Here is a 20499-nt window from a genome sequence, read left to right on the forward strand (position 1 = left end):
TCTAGGGGGCTGAAGTCATGGCGAAAATCCGCAAAGTCGCATTCCAGATGGACCATATTTCCGGCATCAACATTGCCGGCGATTCCACTTTCGCAATGGCTCTGGAAGCGCAGTCGCGCGGCTATGAACTGTTCCATTACACGCCCGACCGGCTGACCATGCGCGATGGCAAGATTTTTGCCGCCATGGAACCGCTGCAGGTGCGCGATATCAAGGGCGATCATTTCACCCTCGGCGAACGCGAGCGCATCGACCTGTCGATGATGGACGTGGTGCAGCTGCGCCAGGATCCGCCTTTCGACATGGGCTACATCACTTCGACCCATCTGCTCGAGCGCGTTCATCCGAAGACGCTGGTCGTCAACGATCCGGCCTGGGTGCGCAATTCGCCGGAAAAAATCTTTGTCACCGAATTTGCCGATCTGATGCCGGCAACGCTGATTTCCCGTGATCCGACTGAAATCGCCCGCTTCCGGGATGAGATGGGCGATATCATCCTCAAGCCGCTTTACGGCAATGGGGGCGCAGGCGTCTTCCATTCCGCCCGCGACGACCGCAATTTCACCTCGCTTCTGGAAATGTTCGGCCAGATGTATCGCGGCGAGCCCTATATCGCCCAAGCCTACCTGCCGGCGGTGCGCAAGGGTGACAAGCGCATCCTGCTGGTCGATGGCGAGCCCGTCGGTGCCATCAACCGCGTGCCCGCGGAAACCGACAGCCGCTCCAACATGCATGTCGGCGGCCGCGCAGAGGCAACCGAGATCACTGCCCGCGAAAAGGAAATCTGCGCCCGCATCGGGCCGGCCCTGCGCGAGCGTGGTTTTATCTTTGTCGGCATCGACGTGATCGGCGATTACATGACCGAGATCAATGTCACCTCGCCGACTGGCATTCGTGAAGTCAGGAAATTCGGTGGCGCCGATGTCGCAAGCCTGATGTGGGATGCGATCGAGGCCAAGCGCGCCTGATGCAAAATCGGGATCGATTTCTCGCTGATCTCGGTCCGATTTGCATTTGTTCTTGGCTTACAACCGCCTACAACCGTGATACAGCGCAAGCGGGAAATTGTTCGGCGAACGTTCTTGTTTTATTCCTTTTTCCATGCCAGATTGCAATTGCTGGCATGGAGCAACTTCGGGCTTCTCCCGGCAGACATGATGTTTGTTGCGGGGGTCTCATGGTCGCGCGCGTCAGCACGGTTGCATTTCAGGGCATAGAGGGCGTTCCGGTCGACGTGCAGGTCATGATCGGACCCGGAAAACTCAACATGTATATCGTCGGCCTGCCGGACAAGGCGGTGGCCGAAAGCCGTGAGCGGGTGCAAGCGGCGCTGCATGCCTCCGGGCTCGCCATGCCGCCCAAAAAGATCACGGTAAACCTCGCTCCCGCAGATCTTCCCAAGGAAGGGAGCCATTTCGACCTGCCGATCGCGCTCGGCCTGATGGCGGCGCTCGGTGCCATCCCTGCGGATGCGCTTGCCGGTTATGTCGTGCTCGGCGAGCTCAATCTTGATGGCACGCTCGCCCCCGTCGCCGGCGCGCTGCCGGCCGCGATCGGCGCCAATGCGCTTGGCAAGGGGCTGATCTGCCCGGCGGATAGCGGCGCGGAAGCGGCCTGGGCCGGCTCCGGCATCGATATTCTCGCACCCCGCAGCCTGATCGCGCTCGCCAACCATTTTCGCGGCACGCAGGTCTTGTCACGCCCCGTGCCGGCCATGCGTGCACTTCCCGCAGATCTGCCGGATCTGATCGACATCAAGGGCCAGGAAAGCGCCAAGCGGGCATTGGAAGTCGCAGCCGCCGGTGGCCATAACCTGCTGATGGTCGGCCCGCCCGGTTCCGGAAAATCGATGCTGGCGGCAAGGCTTCCTTCCATCCTGCCACCGCTTTCGGCAGCGGAACTGCTGGAAGTGTCGATGATCCATTCGATCGCCGGCCAGCTTTCCGGCGGAAAACTTTCGGATCGCCGGCCCTATCGCTCCCCACACCATTCCGCCACCATGGCGGCCCTGATCGGCGGCGGCTTGCGGGCGCGGCCGGGAGAGGCATCGCTTGCCCATCATGGCATCCTCTTTCTCGACGAGTTTCCAGAATTTTCACCGCAGGTTCTCGATGCCTTGCGCCAGCCTCTGGAAACGGCCGAATGCGTCATTGCCCGCGCCAATCACCGCGTCTCCTATCCGGCCAATATCCAGCTGGTTGCGGCGATGAACCCTTGCCGCTGCGGCATGGCCGGCGAGCCGGGTCACAGCTGCGCCCGCGGCCCGCGCTGTGCTGCCGATTATCAGGCGCGCATTTCCGGCCCGCTGATGGACAGGATCGACATCCGCATCGACGTTCCAGCCGTTTCCGCCGCCGATCTGATCCGGCCGGCCCCGGCCGAGCCGAGCGCCGATGTAGCTCGGCGTGTGAAGGCTGCGCGGGAAAAGCAGCGAGAGCGTTTCGAAATAGCCGGAGCCGATATTGCTACTGCCACCGGCGCCACCAATGCCCGCTGTTCGACATCTCTCATCGAGAAATTCGCCAACCCCGATCCCGGCGGACTGCAGCTCCTGCGCGATGCCGCCGAAAAGCTGAAATTTTCCGCCCGCGGTTATCATCGTGTTCTCAAGGTCGCGCGCACGCTGGCCGATCTCGATGGCAAGGACGCGGTTGGGCGCATTCATCTCGCCGAGGCGATTTCCTATCGCATGGCGGGCGAGCGGCTTGCCATGGCGCCGGCATGAGGTTGCCCTGAAGAACCGGTCTTCTTGCCTCATCTGGGTGCTTGGCCTAGGCCGAGCCGCGTGAAACGTGTTAGCCATCCTCTGGAGTTGAGAAGGGGCGGTGCCGTTTGGGCCGCGAGAGGGGAGGGTGATGGCCGATATGAAGACCAATCCCAAGATCGACGCCTATTTCGAAGAGCAGAAAACCTGGCGGGAGGAACAGCTGGCACTGCGCCGCCTCGTGCTCTCCTGCGGCCTGACCGAAGACCAGAAATGGGGGCAGCCCTGTTACACGATTGAAAATGCCAATGTGATCATCATCCACGGCTTCAAGGAATATTGCGCGCTGCTCTTCTTCAAAGGCGCGTTGATGAGGGACCCGGATGGCATCCTGATCAAGCAGTCGGACAATGTGCAGGGCGCCCGCCAGATCCGTTTCACCGATGTCGGCGAAATCGAGCGGATGAAGGATGTTCTGACGGCCTATGTCAAAGAAGCCGTGGCGGTCGAACAGGCCGGGATGAAGGTGGAATATCGAAAGACCGAGGATTTTCCAGTTCCGGAAGAATTTCAAACCCGGCTTGATAACGATGCCGCGCTGAAATCTGCCTTCGAAGCCCTGACGCCCGGCCGGCAGCGCGCCTACCTTCTGTTTTTCGCCGGCGCCAAGCAGGCAAAGACCCGGGAAGCGCGGATCGACAAATCCATGCCGATGATTTTCGAAGGCAAGGGGCTGAATGACTGAAGCGAATCCGGGCGCGATATGACCACCGCGCCCAGACAGCAAGCATTCTACGTTCACAGCAGCCTGGCGGTCGAGGTTGTCACGGACCTCATTCCCGTCCTTGAGACAGGAACCCCGCCGACGCGCATCTGCGCGGCGAAAAGACCTTTCCAGCCCAGGAGCTTGGGCTGGATGGATGCCCGTGGAATCCCTTGTGCGAAGCTCTATTGGCAAGGGAATGGATTGAGCGGATCAGCCGCCCAGCCCGTCAAACAGCGCAGTCGAGAGATAACGTTCGGCGAAGGAGGGAATGATCACCACGATCGTTTTGCCCTCGTTTTCCGGCCGGCTGCCGACCTCGATCGCGGCCGTCAGCGCCGCACCGGAGGAAATGCCAACCGGCACGCCTTCAAGCCGTGCCACGAGGCGGGCCATCTCCATCGCTTCCGGGCTCGAGACGGTGACGATCTCGTCATAGATTTCCGTATCGAGGATCTTGGGCGCAAAACCGGCGCCGATGCCCTGGATCTTGTGGGGACCGGGCTGGCCGCCGGAAAGGACGGGCGATTCTTCCGGCTCGACCGCGATCACCTGCAAGCCCGGCTTGCGGCTCTTCAACACTTGGCCAGCGCCGGTAATCGTTCCGCCGGTGCCGATGCCGGCGACAAAGATATCGACTGCACCATCCGTATCGTTCCAGATTTCCTCGGCCGTCGTCTTGCGATGGATTTCCGGATTGGCCGGGTTTTCGAACTGCTGCGGAATGACGGCGTCGGGCAGGGTCGCGGCCAGTTCCTCGGCCTTGGCGATTGCGCCCTTCATGCCCTTCGGCCCCTCGGTCAGCACCAGTTCGGCGCCGAGCAAAGCCAGCATCTTGCGGCGCTCGACCGACATCGTCTCAGGCATGGTGAGGATCAGCTTGTAACCCTTGGCAGCGGCCGCAAAGGCAAGCGCGATGCCGGTATTGCCAGAAGTCGACTCGACCAGCACGGATTTGCCGGGCGTGATCTTGCCCTGCGCTTCCAGGCTTTCGATCATCGCGACGCCGATGCGGTCCTTGACTGAAGCGATCGGATTGAAAAATTCCAGCTTGGCGAGAAGATTGGCTTTTACGCCCTTTTCCTTCGCCAGCTTGTCGAGCCGCACGATCGGCGTGTTGCCGATCGTCTCGGTGATGGAGGAATAGACTTTGCCGCGTCCCGGCTTGTTTTCGGACATGGTACTCTCCTTGAATATGCCGGAGAAACTAGGCCTTGGGTCGTGGGAATGCCAGCAACGCCGCTCCGCCGAGCGGCGCAAGATGGAAATTCGTTCCGCAAATCGTCGGATAGCAAAAATAATCTTTTCGATCGAAAGCCGCCTGAGACCAAATCACATTCCACGCAGGCCAGATGCGCGGTGGCGGCTGGGTCTTGTCGCCTGTCATATGCAGGTATACGCCTTGCCCATCGCCCGAATGAGGTTTCGCGCCATGAACATCCGCCACTATCTGGTCTTTCACGGCCTCGTATTTTCGGTAACTTTGTCGGTCGCCAGCCCCTGCTTCGCCGCATCCGCGGCTCCGGAGGCCGTCCAGACGATCGTTTTCATGCGTCATGGCGAAAAGCCGGCGGCCGGTCTTGGTCAGCTCAGCTGCAAAGGTCTCAACCGCGCACTTGCGCTGCCGCCGGTTCTCGCCCGCCTGTTCGACCGCCCGGATCGCCTTCTCGCGCCGGACCCGGCCAAGCGTAAGGAAGATGAGGGCGTCGATTACGATTATATCCGGCCGCTTGCGACGATCGAGCCCACCGCGATTGCCGACGGGCTGCCGGTCGACACCGCCGTCGGTTTTGACGATCTCGATGGATTGAAGACGGCGCTTGCGCCGACGTCCGGCCGTTCCGAACTGGTCTTCGTCGCCTGGGAGCACAAAGAGATCGTCAAGCTGGTGAAATCGCTCGTGAAGGCAGGTGGTGGCGACAAGGACCAGGTGCCGAAATGGAAAGGCGAGGATTTCGACAGCCTTTATGTCCTGCGCCGGCCCGTCTCCGGCTCAGGCAGCGTCACCTTCGAACGGCTTCAGGAAGGGCTGGATGGCCAGCCGGAAACCTGTCCCGGCCAGCACGGCTGAGGTAATCTCTTAGACACCGGTCGAGCCGAAACCGCCGGCGCCACGCGCCGTTTCGCCCGCCTCGGCAATCTCCACGACATTCGCCTGCGTTACCGGCGCCATCACCATCTGGGCAATCCGCATGCCGCGGGTGATCACGAAATCTTCCGTGCCCAGATTGACCAGCAAAACCTTCACCTCGCCGCGATAATCGCTGTCGATCGTGCCGGGCGTGTTGAGGCAGGTGATGCCGTTCTTGAAGGCAAGGCCCGAACGCGGGCGGATCTGCACTTCATAGCCCTGCGGAATTTCGAACACGAAACCGGTCGGCACCAGCGCGCGGGCGCCGGGCGCAAGCGTCATCGGGGTGCCGTCGGCAAGGGCCGCGCGCAGATCCATGCCGGCAGCGCCTGCGGTCTCATAGGCGGGCAGGTCAAGGCCATCGGCATGCGGCAGACGCAGCAGGCCGAGTTTCGGGGAGGGGACAAGATTGGTGCTCATGGCTCACTAGTTTGTCGCCTAGGCTGGCAGGTCAATTGCAAAGACGGGCTTTAATCGCTAGATACGCGGCAATTCACAGGATTTGAAACATGCCCGAAACCATTGCCGAGGCGGTATCCCGCCGTCGCACATTCGCGATCATTGCCCATCCGGACGCGGGCAAGACGACACTCACCGAAAAACTTCTCCTGTTCGGCGGCGCCATTCAGCTCGCCGGCGAAGTCAAGGCGAAGAAGGATCGTATCCAGACCCGGTCGGACTGGATGAAGATCGAGCGTGAGCGCGGCATCTCGGTCGTCACCTCGGTGATGACATTCGAATATGCCGACAAGGTCTTCAACATCCTCGATACGCCCGGTCACGAAGACTTTGCCGACGACACCTATCGGACGCTGACGGCAGTAGATGCGGCCATCATGGTCATCGACGCCGCCAAGGGCATCGAGCCGCGGACGCTAAAACTGTTCGAAGTCTGCCGCATGCGCGACATCCCGATCATCACCTTCGTCAACAAGATGGACCGCGAAAGCCGCGACATTTTCGAGGTCCTCGACGAGGTCGAGGAAAAGCTGGCGCTGGATACGGCCCCCGTCACCTGGCCGATCGGCCGCTCGAAGAGTTTTTGCGGGTCCTATCACCTTGCCGAAAACCGGGTACGTGGTCCTGACAGTGAGGACGCGATCACCGTCAACGGCCCGCAGGCCGTGGCAGACCGTCTGCCGGAAAACGAACGTCAGGCCTTTATCGATGAAGTCGAGCTGGCACGCGAAGCCTGCCGCCCGTTCGACCAGAAGGCTTTTCTCGAAGGCCATATGACGCCGGTCTTCTTCGGCTCGGCTTTGCGCAATTTCGGCGTCCGCGACCTGATCAATGCGCTGGCCGATTTCGCTCCGCCGCCGCGCGACCAGGTGGCTGATATCCGCAAGGTTCATGCGGATGAGGACAAGATGACGGCCTTCGTCTTCAAGATCCAGGCCAACATGGACCCGAACCACCGCGACCGCATCGCCTTCGCGCGTATCTGCTCGGGCAAGCTCGAGCGCGGCATGAAGGCGCGCCTTGCCCGCACCGGCAAGCAGCTCGGCCTTACCGCGCCGCAGTTCTTCTTCGCCTCGCAACGCCACATCGCCGACACCGCTTTTGCCGGTGACGTGGTCGGCATTCCGAACCACGGCACGCTCAGGATCGGCGACACGCTGACCGAAGGCGAGGCGCTGGTCTTCCAGGGCGTCCCGAACTTCTCGCCGGAAATCCTCCGCCGCGTGCGGCTGGAGGACGCGATGAAGGCAAAGAAGCTGAAGGAAGCGCTGCAGCAGATGGCCGAAGAGGGTGTCGTGCAGCTGTTTTCGCCGGAAGACGGTTCGCCCGCCATTGTCGGCGTCGTCGGCGCGCTGCAGCTCGACGTTCTGAAGGAGCGGCTCTCGGCGGAATATACGCTGCCGGTCTCGTTCGAAATGTCGCGCTTTTCCGTCTGCCGCTGGATCTCGTCGGACCAGCCGGCCGAGCTCGAAAAATTCCTCAACGTCAAGCGCGGCGATATCGCCCGCGATCTTGACGGCGATCCGGTCTTCCTGGCGCAGGACGCGTTTTCGCTGCGTTACGAGGCCGAGCGTTTCCCGGCCATCAAGATGGTCGCCATCAAGGAATATCACGTCGCGAAAGCGGCGTGATATCCGGTTTCCTATCAGCCGAACTTGACGGCTGTGGTGTTCGATCCGCAGACGAGAACGCAGACTTTCTCGTCCGCAGCGGGTACGTATTTGCCCGACAGCAGCGCCGCAAAGGCGGCGGCCCCGCCCGGTTCGGCCACCACGCGGGCACCGGCCCAGAGCGCCTTCTGTGCGGCGAGAATCTCGTCGTCTGAGACGAGAAGCGGCCGCTCCACATAATTCTGGGCCACCGGGAACATCAGCTGCCCCACCTGTTTCGGCGCAAGCGAATCCGCTGCGATACCGCCTGTCGGCGCATCCACAGGATGTCCGGCCTTGAACGCCTCGTAAAGCGTCGGTGCCCCATCGGATTCGACGGCCACGATCTTCACGCGTCCACGGAACCAGGAGGCAATGCCGCCGATCAGGCCACCGCCGCCGACTGCGACGAGCAATGTCGTCATCTCCGGCAGATCGTCCTCGATCTCCTTGCCGAGCGTGCCTTGGCCGGCCATGGTCTCGATCTGGTCATAGGCATGCACGGACATGGCGCCGCTTTTCGCCACATAGGCTTCGCTGGCAAGCAGCGCGTCATTGTAGCGATCGCCACCGACCACCAGCTCCGCGCCATAGGAGCGAATGAGGTCGATCTTCGCCTGCGAGGCCACGCTCGGCACAAAAATATGGGCCGGCACGCCACGCCGCATTGCCGCATAGGCAACGGCGGCACCGTGATTGCCGCCGGAAGCAGCCACGACGCCGGCATCCGGCACATCGCGCGTCAGAAGGTTGGTAAAGGCGCCACGCGCCTTGAACGAGCCGGAATGCTGCAGGCATTCGAGTTTCAGGTCGATCTTGCGCGCCTGGGCGCCAAAATCGCGCATATCGACCCGCATGACCGGCGTACGGCGGATATAGGGGCGGATCAGCGCTTCTGCGGCGGCAATCCGCTCGGACGTCACGTTTTCCAAAGCTGACATGGCGTGATCAGTCGACCGCGACCATGACGTCGGAAGCTTTTACCACCGCATAGGCGTCCACGCCGACGGCGAGGCCCAGCTCGTCGACCGCTTCATTGGTGATCGAGGAGGTGACGACAATGCCATTGCCGATATCGATGCGCACATGCGCGGTCGTGGCACCCTTGGTAACGGACACGACCTTGCCCTTGAGGCGGTTGCGGGCGCTGATTTTCATGGATCAATCCTTTTCGTGAGGCGAGACGGCAACTTAACCCATTGCGACGCTTTGCCAAGCGCTGGTCTTGATCGTCGCCCCTGTCGCTTGCAAAATCCCCGGCAAGTCCCTGGCGCTATGCAGGCCTAGCGCGCATTTCGCGGGCCGAATAGCGGCGCCTGGTTGCCCGCGGGTCCAGTCGGCACACGGCGCGACGGAGGGCGTTGCACATCATGCGGTCTTTCTCGGCTTGCGGCGACAAGAGCCGAGGAGACTACCATGAACGCGATCAGCAGCACGTGTGGGTATATCCAGGCAGATCGTAGATATCCGAGTATCTGCAGCGCGGAGACGATGACATGCGCGCTGCCGGGAAAGAACCAGATCGCAAGCTGCGGCAGGATGCCGAGCAGGCCAAAGCCCAGAAGCGTGAAAAGCAGCACTTTCCAGACCGTATAGAGCGTCGCGAGCTTTGGGCTCCATGTCTCCTCGAACTCATGGAGAAAGCCAAGAGTAAGCGTCGTGACGACACCTGCGATCAGGGAGGCAGGCACAGGCATATGTAGGATGCCGAGCGAAAAACCGACCGCCCAGAAAGATCCGAATGTCATGCCGAAGCCGAGATCCGCGAAAAAGAACAGTGGCACGCAGATCCCGATCAAGGCAGGCAGGTTAAGCGTCCTTGCGCGCCTCAGGGAAATCCGCAGCATTGAAAATGTCAGCGCGAGATAGATGACGGGCTTGAGATAAAGGCCAAGCACCAGAGCAAGCGCGCCCGAGGCGCCGCCAACCTTGCTTGCCCCCAGAAGAGTGATCATCCCGTAGACGAAGAGCGGAAAACCGATCGTGACGACTGCGAAGACGCCGATTCGTGTCCAGACGCCGATCGCATAATGCTTGCCGCTGATACTTCGTCCCAAGGCGAGGCTCCGTCATCGTTCCGCAGAACGACCGGATAACGCGAAAGAGTTTAGGATGGCGGAAAAATTTACCTAAAGTTGTATTCATTTTTGCCGGACGTCATCGCGGCCGTGGATAAAATCGGATCAGGCAGCCTTCTCACTCTTCCGTCAGGTCTTTGAGGAAATCGTCGCACCAGCGGTTGATGTCGTATTTCAACAGGTGTTCCATCATCTTTTCCCAGCGCTGCTTGCGCTCGTCCAGCGACATGGTGAGGCCACGGGCGATGGCATGGGCGGTGCCTTCGATGTCGTAAGGGTTGACCAGCAGCGCACCGGAAAGTTCGCGGGCGGCGCCGGCAAAGCGGGAGAGAACCAGAACGCCCGGATCTTCCGGGTCCTGTGCCGCGACATATTCTTTGGCAACGAGGTTCATGCCGTCACGAAGTGGCGTCACCAGGCCGATCTTCGCCAGCCGGTAAAGGCCGGCGAGAAGAGGCCGCGGCACCGAACGGTTGACATAGCGGATCGGCACCCAATCGACCGTGCCGAGTGCGCCATTCACCCGGCCGGCCTGTTCGGCGACAGTGCGCTGCATCTGCTCGTATTCCGGCACCTCGGAACGGGATTTGGGTGTGACCTGCAGATAGGTCACCTTGTTCTGATAGGCCGGGTTCAGCTTGAGGAACTGCTCGAAACCGTCGATCCGCTGGGTAATGCCTTTGGAGTAGTCCAGCCGGTCGACCCCGATGATGAGATCGCGGCCTTCCACGCTCTGGCGCGCCTTGCGCACCATGGAGCTTTTCGACGCCTTGACGGCAAATTCGGCAAAGGCCTTTGTCTCGATCGAGATCGAATAGGCGCCGCCCTTGAAGGTGCGGCCATAGGTCGAGAACTTTTTGCCACCTTCCAGCCTTTCGCCGATACCCTCACGCACCAGGCCACCGCCGAAATTGTCGAGGTCGAAATCGGTCTGGAAACCGACCAGGTCATATTGCGAAAGCCCACGCATGATCTGTTCATGCACCGGCATGGCGAAGAGTACATCCGCCGGCGGCCAGGGAATGTGCAGGAAGAAGCCGATCTTGTTCTTGAAACCCATCTGCCTCAATTCGGCAGCAAGCGGGATCAGGTGATAGTCATGCACCCAGATGATGTCGTCCGGCTTCAGAAGCGGCGCCAGCTTGTGGGCGAAGAAACGGTTGACGCGGAAGTAACCCGCCATTTCCTTGCGGCCATATTCGGCAAGGTCCAGCCGGTAGTGACAGATCGGCCAGAGAACCCGGTTGGCGAAACCGTGGTAATATTCCTCCACGTCCGTGTCGGTGAGATCCGTCAGTGCATAGGTGATATTGCCATGTTCGCGGATATCGAGCTTTTCCGGCCCGCGTTCGCCGCTGGAATTGCCGGACCATCCCATCCAGATGCCGCCGCGCTCCTCGAGCGCTGCCTGAAGCGCCACGGCCAGCCCGCCGGCGGGCGCATCGCCCGACTTTTGCGGCACGGTGACACGGTTCGATACGACCACTAGTCGGCTCACGGTTAAGTCCTTTCGGGCAATGCCCTGTTGGGCCTAATTGGCCCCATTTTGTTATTGTGCGGATGCGGCAAGCGCGGCGATGATTTCGCGCAGCCTGGCAGCCGAGGGAAGGATTGCCTGTGCTTCGGTTCCCGACGCATTCTCGGCGATGCGGATCGATGATCCGCCGAGTTCATTGGCGACCTTGAACATAGCCTCGTCGGTGACATCGTCGCCGATCGCGATCGGCTTGGCGCCCGCGAAGGGCGCTTCTTCGAGGAAAGCCCTCAGGGCATCACCCTTGCTGGCGCGAGAAGGGCGGATCTCGACCACCATCTTGCCGCGCTGCAGCGTGAAATCCGCGCCGGCCTGACCGAGATAACGCACCATCGCCGTCTCGACCGCATCCTTCTGGTTCGGCGCCTGACGGTAATGGGCGGCAACCGCCAGCCCCTTGTCCTCGATCAGCACGCCCGGCCAGTCGCGCGCCTCCGTCTCGAGCGCGCGCTTGATCCTCTCGAATTCCGCGCCCGGCTCGATCCGCTCTATCCTGCCGGAAGGAGAGCGGCGTTCCGCGCCGTGCAGGCCGGCAATCGGAAAACGGCAGGGCGAAAACAGCCGATCGGCATAGGGAAGCGCCCGGCCGGTCACCAGCGCCAGCCTGCCGCCGAGCAGTTCGGAAAGGCGGTGCAGGTCGCGGGGAAGGCTTTCCGGCACGACGATCCCATCCGGCGTTTCGGCAAGATCGATCAGCGTTCCATCGATATCGAGGAACAGCGCCCAGTTCTCCGGATTGAGTTTGAGTTCCGATAGGATCCGCTCGGCGGGGGACGTCGTCACGTCCGTTTCTGAGTTGCTCTCGACATTCATGCCGCCGGATTTAGGCCTTAACTTCGCCACGACAACCTCGCACCGCAACATTGCGTCGCAAAAAGTGAATGGCCGACCGTCAAAAAACGGTCATGAAACGTCCCGATTCATGTTTGATTAAGCCTTTGTCGAGACCCTTCATTGTGTGGATTCTAGCCGCCTCGGGGCGGTGATTTTGGAAGAGAAAGATCGATGTGCCGTTGGGCAGCCTATCGTGGCGAACCGCTTTATCTTGAAGAGCTTGTCTCCTCGCCCGCGCATTCCCTGATCGAGCAGTCCCATTGTGCGACGCGCGCCAAGACCGCCACCAATGGCGATGGCTTCGGCATCGCCTGGTATGGCGACCGGCCGGAGCCCGGCCGCTACCGCGACATTTTGCCCGCCTGGTCCGACTGCAATCTTCGCAGCATCGCCCGCCAGATCCGCTCGCCGCTGTTCCTCGCCCATGTCCGTGCCGCAACGACGGGCGCCACAAGACGCGACAACTGTCATCCCTTCGTGCACGGCGAATGGTCCTTCATGCACAATGGCCAGATCGCCGGTTTCGAAGCTATCCGCCGCCATCTGGAAGCCATGCTGTCGGACGAACTTTTCGCAGCCCGCACCGGCACGACGGATTCCGAGCTGATTTTCCTTCTCTCCCTGCAATTCGGTCTCGAAACCGATCCGCTCGGCGCGATGGAAAAGGCGATTGCCGCGGTTGAAACCGTTTCGATGGAAAAATCGGGCGAGGCGCTGGTGCGCTTTACCGCCTGTTTCTCCAACGGCCGCCAGCTTTATGCCGTGCGTTACGCCACCGACCACAAGCCACCGACGCTTTATGCAGCACCGATGGGTGGAGCAGCCGGCGCAAAGTCGGGCTATTGCCTCGTGTCGGAACCGCTCAATGACGAGGCCGATACCTGGGTGGAAATCCCGGATGGCAGCGCAGTGAGGGTCTGCCCGGATGGCATGCAGGCATTGATGTTTCGGCCGGGCGCTCTCGCCGAAGCGGCGTGATTTCCAGAACTACCGGTTTTCTGGCAGGATAATGCCGAGTTCCTGCCGCAGCTTTTTCGTCAGGCCGCCCGCCACCAGCTGATAGGAGCGGGTGAGATAGTGGCTCACCTCATCCTGTGAAAGCGGCGCTGTCGCCTGGATCTCGACCCATTTGCGTTTGGCGAAATAGGGTGCCTGACCGATCCCATCGAGCGCCGTCAGGATCTCAAAACTCTCTTCCGTGCATTTGACCACGACCCGCGCCTGATCGCCGGCTCCGGAAAGAAGCGTAAACACCTTCTCGCCGACCTTGGCGACATGGGAATCCCACTGATCGACGAAGGACGTGCCGGGAAGGCTTTTGACGAAGGCATCAAACCCTTCTTGCGTGAACAGGCTCATTCCAAATCTCCCGCAGGCTCAGCCGAGCTTTGCAGCGATCAAAGCCGCCAGCCGCTGTGCAACCTCGTCCTTGCCGAGATCCGGCCATGTCTCGATGCCATCGGGCGCGATGATCTTCACGCTGTTGCGGTCGCCGCCCATGATGCCCGTTTCCGGAGAAACGTCATTGGCGACGATCAGGTCGGCGCCCTTGCGCTCCAGCTTGGCGCGGCCGTTCTTCTCCACATCCTGCGTCTCGGCCGCAAAACCGATTACCAGCTTCGGCCGGTCTGCGTGATGTCCGACGGTTTTCAAAATATCCGGGTTTTCGGCAAGCACGAGCGGTGCCGGTGCTTCACCCGGCTGCTTCTTGATCTTCTGGTCGGCGGAAGCCGCCACACGCCAGTCGGCAACGGCTGCGACCATCACGGCGATATCGGCGGGCAGGCGGGATGTCACCGCTTCCAGCATCTCATCCGCCCGTTCCACATGCATGACCTTCACGCCGGCCGGATCAGGGATTGTCACGGGCCCGGAAACAAGCGTCACGTCTGCGCCGAGTTTTGCCAGCGCGGCGGCAATCGCATGCCCCTGCTTGCCGGAGGATCGATTGGCGATATAGCGCACCGGGTCGATCGGCTCATGGGTCGGGCCGGAGGTAACGATCGCCGTCCTGCCGGCCAGCGGCCTGTTGTCTCCGCCAAGCAGCTTTTCGGCGGCAGCGACGATCTCCAGCGGCTCGGCCATGCGGCCGATCCCAGCTTCCTTGCTTTCGGCCATCTCGCCGGCCATCGGGCCGATGAAATGAATGCCGTCCGCCTTCAGCGTCTTTGCATTGCGCTGGGTCGGCGCCGCCGCCCACATTTTCGGGTTCATCGCAGGCGCGATCAGCACCGGTTTGTCGGTCGCAAGCAACACAGCGCTTGCCAGGTCGTCGGCCAACCCATGCGCCATTTTTGCCATCAGGTCGGCGCTGGCGGGGGCAACGACGATGAGGTCGGTATCGCGCGCAAGCCTGATATGCCCGACATCCTGTTCGTCTTCGCGCGAAAAGAGGTCAAGATAGACATGGCTTGCCGAAAGCGCGCCGACCGCAAGCGGCGTGATGAATTCCTGCGCCGCCCTGGTCATCACCGGTCGCACGGAAGCGCCGCGTTCCCGCAGGCGGCGGATCAGGTCGAGGCTCTTATAAGCCGCGATGCCGCCGGAGATGACGAGAAGGATGCGCTTGCCCGAAAGTTCCATGCCCTTGTCCGTCCTGCCATTCCGTAAAACTGCGAAAAATTTGCCGCAAGCTATGCCTTTGCATCTCCCGTTGCAATCGGCTCGCGGCCAGCTGGTAAACGGGAACGCGCAGCGGGTGGAGGACGTTTGGAGGGAAACGAGACGTCGAGACCGAGGAGATCATACCATGTCGCAAGATATCGTTCCGAAGACGGTGGCCGGTTTCAAGGTGCCGAAATCCATCCGCAAATCGTCTCTCCTGAAACACATGCTAGCTAGCCGCACCGGCCGCGAAATGTTGGCCCGTGCCCTTGTCGCCGGCGCCAATGCAGCGGCCGCGATCCTGACGGAAGAGAGCGGGGAACGGCGCCAGCCGGCACCCAAGGACCGCCGCGTAGACCGGAAGGTCGCCGATGTCGCCGACAAGGCGATCCGTAGTGCCGCCGTCGCAGCCACCGAGGTGATGACCGAAAAGACCCGGCCGCTCTTCCAAGCCAAGCGCAATGACGGCCCGATCTTCACCAGCCAGTCGACCCATTGATCTTGCCCGTGGCGCGGGCACCTTGTGCGGTGAAAACCTGCCTGTTATCTCTGGCAGCGGCCGGATACGGCCAGCCGCCCGCAGGTTTTTCGCCACGGTGAATGTATCCAACCGCCTCTCATCCTTGCCATCCGGCCAATGATGACGAACGGATCAGCAATGCGGGCACTGATCTTGCCGTTCGTCTATCGGAAGGATGAAAAATGCGCGATTTCCGCGATGCAAAAGCAATGGCCAAGGCTCTCCGCGAGGCCATGGCCGAGAAACAGGTCGAGATCAGCCACGCTCAGGCGCTCGAACTCGTGGCCGCCCAGTTCGGTTACGACAACTGGAATATTCTCGCCGCCAAGATCGAGGTTTTAGAGCCGAAGCAGGAGCGGCCGGAGAAGATAACGATCCAGCCGGCGATCCCGATCTTCCGTATCTTTTCGGTCGAAAAAGCGATGGAATTCTATCGCGATTTTCTCGGCTTCACCGTTGATTGGGAACACCGTTTCGCACCCACCGCGCCGCTCTATTGCCAGGTCTCGCGCAGCGGCATGCTGCTGCATCTCTCCGAACATGCGGGTGATGCCTCGCCGGGCGCGCGAGTCTTCGTGCCGATCTCGGGCGCCGAAGCTTTTCAGAAGGAACTGATCGGCAAGAATTATCCCTATATGCGCCCCGGTCTCGAACAGGCGCCATGGGGACTGGAAGTTTCGGTCACCGACCCGTTCAGCAACCGCATAACCTTCTGCGAACGGGAAATAAAGCCGGCTAACGATTGAGTTTTACCTGTCAATCAGCCTCGTCGGTTGCCTTCAGCAAACTCATCATGTTGAGCGCAATCGGCGAGCGCTGCCCCTTCATCATCGCAAGCCCCAACCGCGCCACCAGCGGTGGCCCGTCGATCGGCCTATAGACGACGCCTTCCATGCCGATCTTGGTCACCGATTCCGGCACGATCGAAACGCCGATATCAGCGGCGACGAGGGTGATGACGGAGGGTATCTGCGGCGCCTCCTGCGTCACGATCAACTCGAAACCCGCAGCCCTGCAGGCCTTCAGGATATCGTCGTAGAGGCTGAGACCGACCGTGCGCGGAAACAACACAAAAGGCTCTCCGGCAATCGCCTCCAGCGGCAGGCTTTTATTTGCCGCGAGCCTATGGTTTGCGGGTAACGCGATCAGCATACGCTCGTCCGGCAACCGTTTCAGTCTGACCTCGCGCGGATCTTCCAGACCGGGGCGGATGAAGGCGACGTCAATCTCGCCGCGGGTGAGCTTGCCCATCAACCCGTCACTGTTCATCTCGGTCAGCGACAGTGCAACATCCGGCCATCTGCGACGAAAATGCCGGATCGCTTCCGTCACCATCGAATTGAACGTTGCTGAAGCCGTAAAACCCAGCGCCAGCCGCCCGGTCTCGCCCCGCGCCGCACGCTGGGCCGCAAGCCGGGCGCTTTCAGCTGCCGCCAGCGAGGCTTTCGCCTGCGGCAGAAAGGCTTCGCCTGCCGCCGTCAGTTCCGCGCCATGCGGCACACGGTGAAAGAGTGCCGTGCCGATCTCGGTTTCGAGGTCGCGGATCTGCTGGCTGAGCGGCGGCTGGCCGATGCCGAGCTTTGCCGCGGCGCGGGTAAAATTGCCCTCGTCTGCGACCGCGAGAAAATAACGGATATGGCGCAGTTCCATCGGTATATCCAAAGGCTATCAAGATCGCACCCTTCATATATTGGACAAATGATGCCGCGCTGGCTACCTTTTTCGCAAGAAAGGTTCTCCCATCATGCCCAGTGCTGCCCAATCCATTGCCATCCCCGTCGAAACTCCGTCTATCGAACCGCAGATAGAACCCGAGCAACCCAAACAGTTCCTCGTGCGAGGCACGTCGGCCTATCGCCGCGCCAGCCTCGCCTTCTTCATGTCGGGTTTCTCCACTTTCGCGCTTCTTTACTGTGTCCAGCCTCTGATGCCGATCTTCGCCGCGGATTTCGGCGTCAGCCCGGCCTCGAGCTCGCTGTCGCTATCGCTCTCCACCGGCTTCCTTGCCGTCGCCATCGTCTGCGCAGCCGCCGTCTCGGAACGGTTCGGCCGCCGCAGCCTGATGTTCGCCTCGCTGCTCGGCGCCTCGCTCTGCACCATTGCCTGCGCCGTGACGCCCGGCTGGACGGCACTGCTGTTCATCCGCGCGCTGGAAGGCCTGCTGCTCGGCGGCGTGCCGGCCGTCGCCATGGCCTATCTCTCGGAAGAGATCGATCCCAAGGGACTTGGCGCCTCGATGGGCCTCTATATCGCCGGCAATGCCTTTGGCGGCATGGCAGGCCGCGTCGTCACCGGCATTCTGGCCGAATATTTCTCCTGGCGTCTGGCGCTGGCCGGTATTGGCGCGATGGGCATTATCGCCGCCATCGGCTTCCTCACCCTCCTGCCGCCCTCACGCAATTTTGCGCCGCGCCGCTCGCACATGCGTTTCCACGTCGATGCCTGGCTCGGCCATGCCTCGCGCCCGGTCATGGCGCTGCTGTTCGCCATCGGCTTCCTGCTGATGGGCTCCTTCGTGACGATCTACAATTATGCCGGCTTCCGCCTCGTCGCCGATCCCTATCACCTGAACCAGACGGAACTCGGCCTGATCTTCACCGTCTACCTGTTCGGCATAGCAGCCTCCTGGGCTGCCGGCCTGCTGGGCGATCGCTTCGGCCATTTCACCGTCATGCCGGTCGGCATTCTTTTGGCGCTAGCCGGCGTTCTCATCACGCTTGCAACACCGCTGCCGCTGATTATCCTCGGCATCGTTCTGGTCACTTCCGGCTTCTTCATGGCCCATTCGGTGGCGAGCGCGCTGATCGGCCGGCTTGCCCGCGGCACCAAGGGTCACGCGTCATCGCTCTACCTTTTGGGCTATTACCTCGGCTCTAGCGTCGCCGGTTCGCTCGGTGGCCATTTCTGGAGCGCAGATGGCTGGTGGGCGGTCGTCGCCTTCACGGGCGCGATGCTGTTGGCCGCCCTTATAGCTGCCTTCGTCTCGAAAAAGCTGGCGAAGGCCGGCAACTGATCAGTTCTTCTTGATGGCGACCGGCTGTGCGTCGGTCGTCAGCTTGAATTCCGCCATCTCTTTCGGCGTCAGATAATAAAGCCGGTCCGGCGGCGTTTCGAGCGCATGCAGCCAGAGGCCGGGCGCAATCCCCATGTCCTGCAGATGCCGTGCCACGCGCGCCGTCGTCGCCTGTGCGCCGGACATGGCCTCATCGGCTGTCGGGCGCGCCTTGCCGCCGTTGAAAACCTGATGCACGCCAATCACGGCATCCTTTTCCGCAACCCTTTTGACGCCGCCGGCAAAAACGATCGGGCAGGAGGAGGCACAAAGCCCCTTCGACGCCACTTTTGTATCGAGCTTCTTCTGGCGGATCAGCTTTGACATGGCGATCGCATCGCTGACGGAGCCGCCCGGCGAATTGAGCAGGATCACCTTCACATATTCGCCGCGTGCCTCGATCTCTGTGGCAAACCGCTCGGCCGCACCCGGCTCGATCGCCCCTTCGGCCTTCATCACGCCGCCGCTGCCAAGCTCGAATGTCATCGGCTTGCGCAATACTTCGGCAGGTGTCGAAGGTTTTACGGGCGGCGCTGCCGGCACGCCCTCGGTCAGCGCCGGTGGAAGAACGGGCTGGTCCTCGCGCAGGGGATCATAGGCCGGAAGGTCGGTATTAGCGGAGGCAATCTCCCTGACATCATTGACCAGAAACACCACCGAGGAAGCAAGCAGGATATAGAAGGCGCCACGCATGATGACGCCGTCATCCAGTCTGCGGATCGCCTCACCGATCCTCATGCGAGCGATCCCGGCGCGATTTCAGGTCGAGGCTGGTGATATTGTTCGCTTCGTCCGAATGCTCGTCTTTCGCCCGCGCCTCGTTTGGCTTTTCCGTATCCGTATCCGCATCGGCCTTGGCTTCCGCAGCCGCTTCCGAGCGGGCCTCGGCCCTTGCGGTCGCGGCCTCGAGGCTCATCCCGTTTGCCGCAATGGCCCGCTGCACTTCGAGCGCCGCCAGCAGCTCTCCGGCGGTGATCCGGTCTGCAAAGGGAAGCGCCTGTTCCTGTTTGCGGATCGCGCCATGCACGACGGCGAGAATGAACACCATCACGCCGGGCAGAAGGTCGATCGAGATCGCCCCCGCCCAGGCAGGGATAAAATCCTGCGCATAGGTCAGCACGGCTGCTGCCGGCGAGAGCGGCACGAACCGCCTTTCCTGCACCGGTGGTCGCGAAAGAATCTCGTCGGCCGCCTTGGCCAGCGCCTTCGATTGCGATGCGACGGATGCCTTCACCGTCTCCATCACCTGGTTCTGACGATTGACGAGATCGGGAGCGGCGCCATCCGGCACCGGGGCGATGAAACCGAGTGACAGGTCGTCGGCGGCGCGGCGGATGGAGGGTGCGATCGAAGTCTGCGCCAGCGAGGTGATAACGCCTGTCAGCGCCACGGCCTCGGTCGAAAACTGGTCGGCGCGCGGCTCGATATTGCCCGGTGCCGAAACCAGCGAGCGCATCGTCTCAAGCCGCTTCTGCCCCTGCGTAAAAAGGTCGTTCACCTGTTCGCGCGAGGCATTGATGCCGGCCTCCAGCGATTTCATCTGCGCCGACATTTGGGTCAGGAGTTGCACGACGCTGCCCGAACCGGTCGTGCCGGTGAGCGAGCCGGATTGCCGCTCGACACCGGCCAGCTGCGCAAACCGTTCACCGGCGCGCTGGATATCGGGCAGCAGGCTCTGGGCAGCCAGCGCGTTCTGGTGGGCGCGGTCGAGATCGGCCGTATAATCTTCGACCGTTTCGGAAAGATGCTGTTCCACAGCAGCAGATCCGGCAAGAGCGGCAGCATTGAGCCAGCTCGACATCGCCATGATCATCGCGGCACCAACCGCCATGACGCCGAGCAGCGCTGTGCGGCCGGTCCGGTTCGTCACATGCGGATAGAACCGCGCCATATAGGACCAGAAGGCATAGATGCCGACCGAGACGGAGGCCGAATAAATGATTGCCGCAAAGAACACGGCGGTCGGCGAACCGTCGAGGATCGTGCGGGCACCGAGATAGGTATAGACGCCGGAGGCCAGCGCCAGGACGGCGAGCGCAAAGCGTGTCATCGTTTCGACGGCCACAACGCCGTCAGCCAAACGTCGGGAAGCGCCAAGCGCCATGCAAAACCTCCGCACAGGAAACTATTCCTTAGCAAAGAATGAAGAAGCGGCGGAATAAAGGCCAGCC

General features: G+C 61.6%; 21 protein-coding genes. 9 read left to right on the forward strand and 12 right to left on the reverse strand.

Annotation, left to right across the window (positions count from 1 at the left end; translation table 11 throughout):
- The first annotated feature begins 17 nt into the window (after positions 1–17).
- The 3 genes from gshB (at position 18) to FHW37_RS17160 (ending at position 3449) form a co-directional block, all read left to right on the forward strand.
- Positions 18–968, forward strand: coding sequence for a glutathione synthase (gene gshB, locus FHW37_RS17150; RefSeq protein ID WP_145638543.1), 951 nt, complete (start codon positions 18–20; stop codon positions 966–968).
- Between the two features lie 209 nt (positions 969–1177).
- Positions 1178–2725: a YifB family Mg chelatase-like AAA ATPase gene (locus FHW37_RS17155; RefSeq protein ID WP_145638545.1), complete on the forward strand. Its 1548-nt coding sequence runs from the start codon at positions 1178–1180 to the stop codon at positions 2723–2725.
- A 130-nt stretch (positions 2726–2855) separates the two neighbouring features.
- Positions 2856–3449, forward strand: a complete 594-nt coding sequence (locus tag FHW37_RS17160) for a YdeI/OmpD-associated family protein (RefSeq protein WP_145638547.1) — start codon at positions 2856–2858, stop codon at positions 3447–3449.
- Between the two features lie 231 nt (positions 3450–3680).
- On the opposite strand, the gene cysK is transcribed toward FHW37_RS17160, so the two are convergent.
- On the reverse strand, positions 3681–4646 hold the full coding sequence (gene cysK, locus FHW37_RS17165; protein ID WP_145638549.1) for a cysteine synthase A: 966 nt from the start codon (positions 4644–4646) through the stop codon (positions 3681–3683).
- Between the two features lie 253 nt (positions 4647–4899).
- Between cysK and FHW37_RS17170 the strand changes: the two genes are divergently transcribed.
- On the forward strand, positions 4900–5538 hold the full coding sequence (locus tag FHW37_RS17170; RefSeq protein ID WP_145638551.1) for a hypothetical protein: 639 nt from the start codon (positions 4900–4902) through the stop codon (positions 5536–5538).
- Positions 5539–5547: 9 nt separating this feature from the next.
- On the opposite strand, the gene dut is transcribed toward FHW37_RS17170, so the two are convergent.
- Entirely contained in the window at positions 5548–6018 is a 471-nt protein-coding gene (dut, locus tag FHW37_RS17175; RefSeq protein WP_145638553.1) for a dUTP diphosphatase, read from the reverse strand.
- A gap of 89 nt (positions 6019–6107) precedes the next feature.
- Between dut and FHW37_RS17180 the strand changes: the two genes are divergently transcribed.
- Positions 6108–7688, forward strand: a complete 1581-nt coding sequence (locus FHW37_RS17180; RefSeq protein ID WP_145638554.1) for a peptide chain release factor 3 — start codon at positions 6108–6110, stop codon at positions 7686–7688.
- Between the two features lie 14 nt (positions 7689–7702).
- Here the strand turns inward: FHW37_RS17180 and FHW37_RS17185 are convergent, their stop codons facing one another.
- From FHW37_RS17185 to otsB, 5 genes are all read right to left on the reverse strand, one after another.
- Entirely contained in the window at positions 7703–8647 is a 945-nt protein-coding gene (locus FHW37_RS17185; RefSeq protein ID WP_145638556.1) for a threonine/serine dehydratase, read from the reverse strand.
- A 7-nt stretch (positions 8648–8654) separates the two neighbouring features.
- Positions 8655–8864, reverse strand: coding sequence for a TOBE domain-containing protein (locus tag FHW37_RS17190; protein ID WP_145638558.1), 210 nt, complete (start codon positions 8862–8864; stop codon positions 8655–8657).
- A gap of 125 nt (positions 8865–8989) precedes the next feature.
- Entirely contained in the window at positions 8990–9763 is a 774-nt protein-coding gene (locus FHW37_RS17195) for a hypothetical protein (protein ID WP_145638560.1), read from the reverse strand.
- Between the two features lie 139 nt (positions 9764–9902).
- Positions 9903–11282 carry an alpha,alpha-trehalose-phosphate synthase (UDP-forming) gene (gene otsA, locus FHW37_RS17200; RefSeq protein WP_145638562.1) on the reverse strand — a complete coding sequence of 460 codons (1380 nt, stop codon included), beginning with the start codon at positions 11280–11282 and terminating at the stop codon, positions 9903–9905.
- 51 nt (positions 11283–11333) lie between these two features.
- Positions 11334–12131 (reverse strand): trehalose-phosphatase, encoded by a 798-nt coding sequence (gene otsB / locus FHW37_RS17205; RefSeq protein WP_145639293.1) that lies wholly within the window; start codon positions 12129–12131, stop codon positions 11334–11336.
- Between the two features lie 192 nt (positions 12132–12323).
- Between otsB and FHW37_RS17210 the strand changes: the two genes are divergently transcribed.
- On the forward strand, positions 12324–13130 hold the full coding sequence (locus FHW37_RS17210) for a class II glutamine amidotransferase (RefSeq protein WP_145638564.1): 807 nt from the start codon (positions 12324–12326) through the stop codon (positions 13128–13130).
- 9 nt (positions 13131–13139) lie between these two features.
- Here FHW37_RS17210 and FHW37_RS17215 read toward each other — a convergent pair whose 3' ends face one another.
- Complete coding sequence (locus FHW37_RS17215) at positions 13140–13511, reverse strand: MmcQ/YjbR family DNA-binding protein (RefSeq protein WP_145638566.1); 372 nt, start codon at positions 13509–13511, stop codon at positions 13140–13142.
- Between the two features lie 18 nt (positions 13512–13529).
- Entirely contained in the window at positions 13530–14735 is a 1206-nt protein-coding gene (coaBC, locus tag FHW37_RS17220) for a bifunctional phosphopantothenoylcysteine decarboxylase/phosphopantothenate--cysteine ligase CoaBC (protein WP_145638568.1), read from the reverse strand.
- A gap of 166 nt (positions 14736–14901) precedes the next feature.
- Between coaBC and FHW37_RS17225 the strand changes: the two genes are divergently transcribed.
- Together FHW37_RS17225 and FHW37_RS17230 are read left to right on the forward strand one after the other, a co-directional pair.
- Positions 14902–15255: a hypothetical protein gene (locus FHW37_RS17225; protein ID WP_145638570.1), complete on the forward strand. Its 354-nt coding sequence runs from the start codon at positions 14902–14904 to the stop codon at positions 15253–15255.
- 203 nt (positions 15256–15458) lie between these two features.
- On the forward strand, positions 15459–16022 hold the full coding sequence (locus FHW37_RS17230) for a glyoxalase superfamily protein (protein ID WP_145638572.1): 564 nt from the start codon (positions 15459–15461) through the stop codon (positions 16020–16022).
- A gap of 10 nt (positions 16023–16032) precedes the next feature.
- Here the strand turns inward: FHW37_RS17230 and FHW37_RS17235 are convergent, their stop codons facing one another.
- Positions 16033–16926, reverse strand: coding sequence for a LysR family transcriptional regulator (locus FHW37_RS17235; RefSeq protein ID WP_145638573.1), 894 nt, complete (start codon positions 16924–16926; stop codon positions 16033–16035).
- Between the two features lie 94 nt (positions 16927–17020).
- On the opposite strand from FHW37_RS17235, the gene FHW37_RS17240 reads away from it, so the two are divergent.
- A complete protein-coding gene (locus FHW37_RS17240) occupies positions 17021–18289 on the forward strand; it encodes an MFS transporter (protein WP_145638575.1) in 1269 nt (422 codons plus the stop codon).
- Here the strand turns inward: FHW37_RS17240 and FHW37_RS17245 are convergent, their stop codons facing one another.
- Both FHW37_RS17245 and FHW37_RS17250 read right to left on the reverse strand, forming a co-directional pair.
- Complete coding sequence (locus tag FHW37_RS17245; RefSeq protein ID WP_145638577.1) at positions 18290–19066, reverse strand: ATP-dependent Clp protease proteolytic subunit; 777 nt, start codon at positions 19064–19066, stop codon at positions 18290–18292. It abuts the gene before it with no gap.
- On the reverse strand, positions 19053–20432 hold the full coding sequence (locus FHW37_RS17250) for a hypothetical protein (protein ID WP_145638579.1): 1380 nt from the start codon (positions 20430–20432) through the stop codon (positions 19053–19055). Before FHW37_RS17250 ends, FHW37_RS17245 begins: the two co-directional genes overlap by 14 nt.
- Positions 20433–20499: the final 67 nt, after the last annotated feature.

Origin of the sequence: Neorhizobium alkalisoli, from assembly GCF_007829835.1 — a bacterium.
Classification (GTDB): domain Bacteria; phylum Pseudomonadota; class Alphaproteobacteria; order Rhizobiales; family Rhizobiaceae; genus Neorhizobium.

Coding starts and splice junctions, on each gene's coding strand:
- gshB (WP_145638543.1), top strand. CDS start 18: ATGGCGAAAATCCGCAAAGTCGCATTCCAGATGGACCATATTTCCGGC.
- FHW37_RS17155 (WP_145638545.1), top strand. CDS start 1,178: ATGGTCGCGCGCGTCAGCACGGTTGCATTTCAGGGCATAGAGGGCGTT.
- FHW37_RS17160 (WP_145638547.1), top strand. CDS start 2,856: ATGGCCGATATGAAGACCAATCCCAAGATCGACGCCTATTTCGAAGAG.
- cysK (WP_145638549.1), bottom strand. CDS start 4,646: ATGTCCGAAAACAAGCCGGGACGCGGCAAAGTCTATTCCTCCATCACC.
- FHW37_RS17170 (WP_145638551.1), top strand. CDS start 4,900: ATGAACATCCGCCACTATCTGGTCTTTCACGGCCTCGTATTTTCGGTA.
- dut (WP_145638553.1), bottom strand. CDS start 6,018: ATGAGCACCAATCTTGTCCCCTCCCCGAAACTCGGCCTGCTGCGTCTG.
- FHW37_RS17180 (WP_145638554.1), top strand. CDS start 6,108: ATGCCCGAAACCATTGCCGAGGCGGTATCCCGCCGTCGCACATTCGCG.
- FHW37_RS17185 (WP_145638556.1), bottom strand. CDS start 8,647: ATGTCAGCTTTGGAAAACGTGACGTCCGAGCGGATTGCCGCCGCAGAA.
- FHW37_RS17190 (WP_145638558.1), bottom strand. CDS start 8,864: ATGAAAATCAGCGCCCGCAACCGCCTCAAGGGCAAGGTCGTGTCCGTT.
- otsB (WP_145639293.1), bottom strand. CDS start 12,131: ATGAATGTCGAGAGCAACTCAGAAACGGACGTGACGACGTCCCCCGCC.
- FHW37_RS17210 (WP_145638564.1), top strand. CDS start 12,324: ATGTGCCGTTGGGCAGCCTATCGTGGCGAACCGCTTTATCTTGAAGAG.
- FHW37_RS17215 (WP_145638566.1), bottom strand. CDS start 13,511: ATGAGCCTGTTCACGCAAGAAGGGTTTGATGCCTTCGTCAAAAGCCTT.
- coaBC (WP_145638568.1), bottom strand. CDS start 14,735: ATGGAACTTTCGGGCAAGCGCATCCTTCTCGTCATCTCCGGCGGCATC.
- FHW37_RS17225 (WP_145638570.1), top strand. CDS start 14,902: ATGTCGCAAGATATCGTTCCGAAGACGGTGGCCGGTTTCAAGGTGCCG.
- FHW37_RS17230 (WP_145638572.1), top strand. CDS start 15,459: ATGCGCGATTTCCGCGATGCAAAAGCAATGGCCAAGGCTCTCCGCGAG.
- FHW37_RS17235 (WP_145638573.1), bottom strand. CDS start 16,926: ATGGAACTGCGCCATATCCGTTATTTTCTCGCGGTCGCAGACGAGGGC.
- FHW37_RS17240 (WP_145638575.1), top strand. CDS start 17,021: ATGCCCAGTGCTGCCCAATCCATTGCCATCCCCGTCGAAACTCCGTCT.
- FHW37_RS17245 (WP_145638577.1), bottom strand. CDS start 19,066: ATGAGGATCGGTGAGGCGATCCGCAGACTGGATGACGGCGTCATCATG.
- FHW37_RS17250 (WP_145638579.1), bottom strand. CDS start 20,432: ATGGCGCTTGGCGCTTCCCGACGTTTGGCTGACGGCGTTGTGGCCGTC.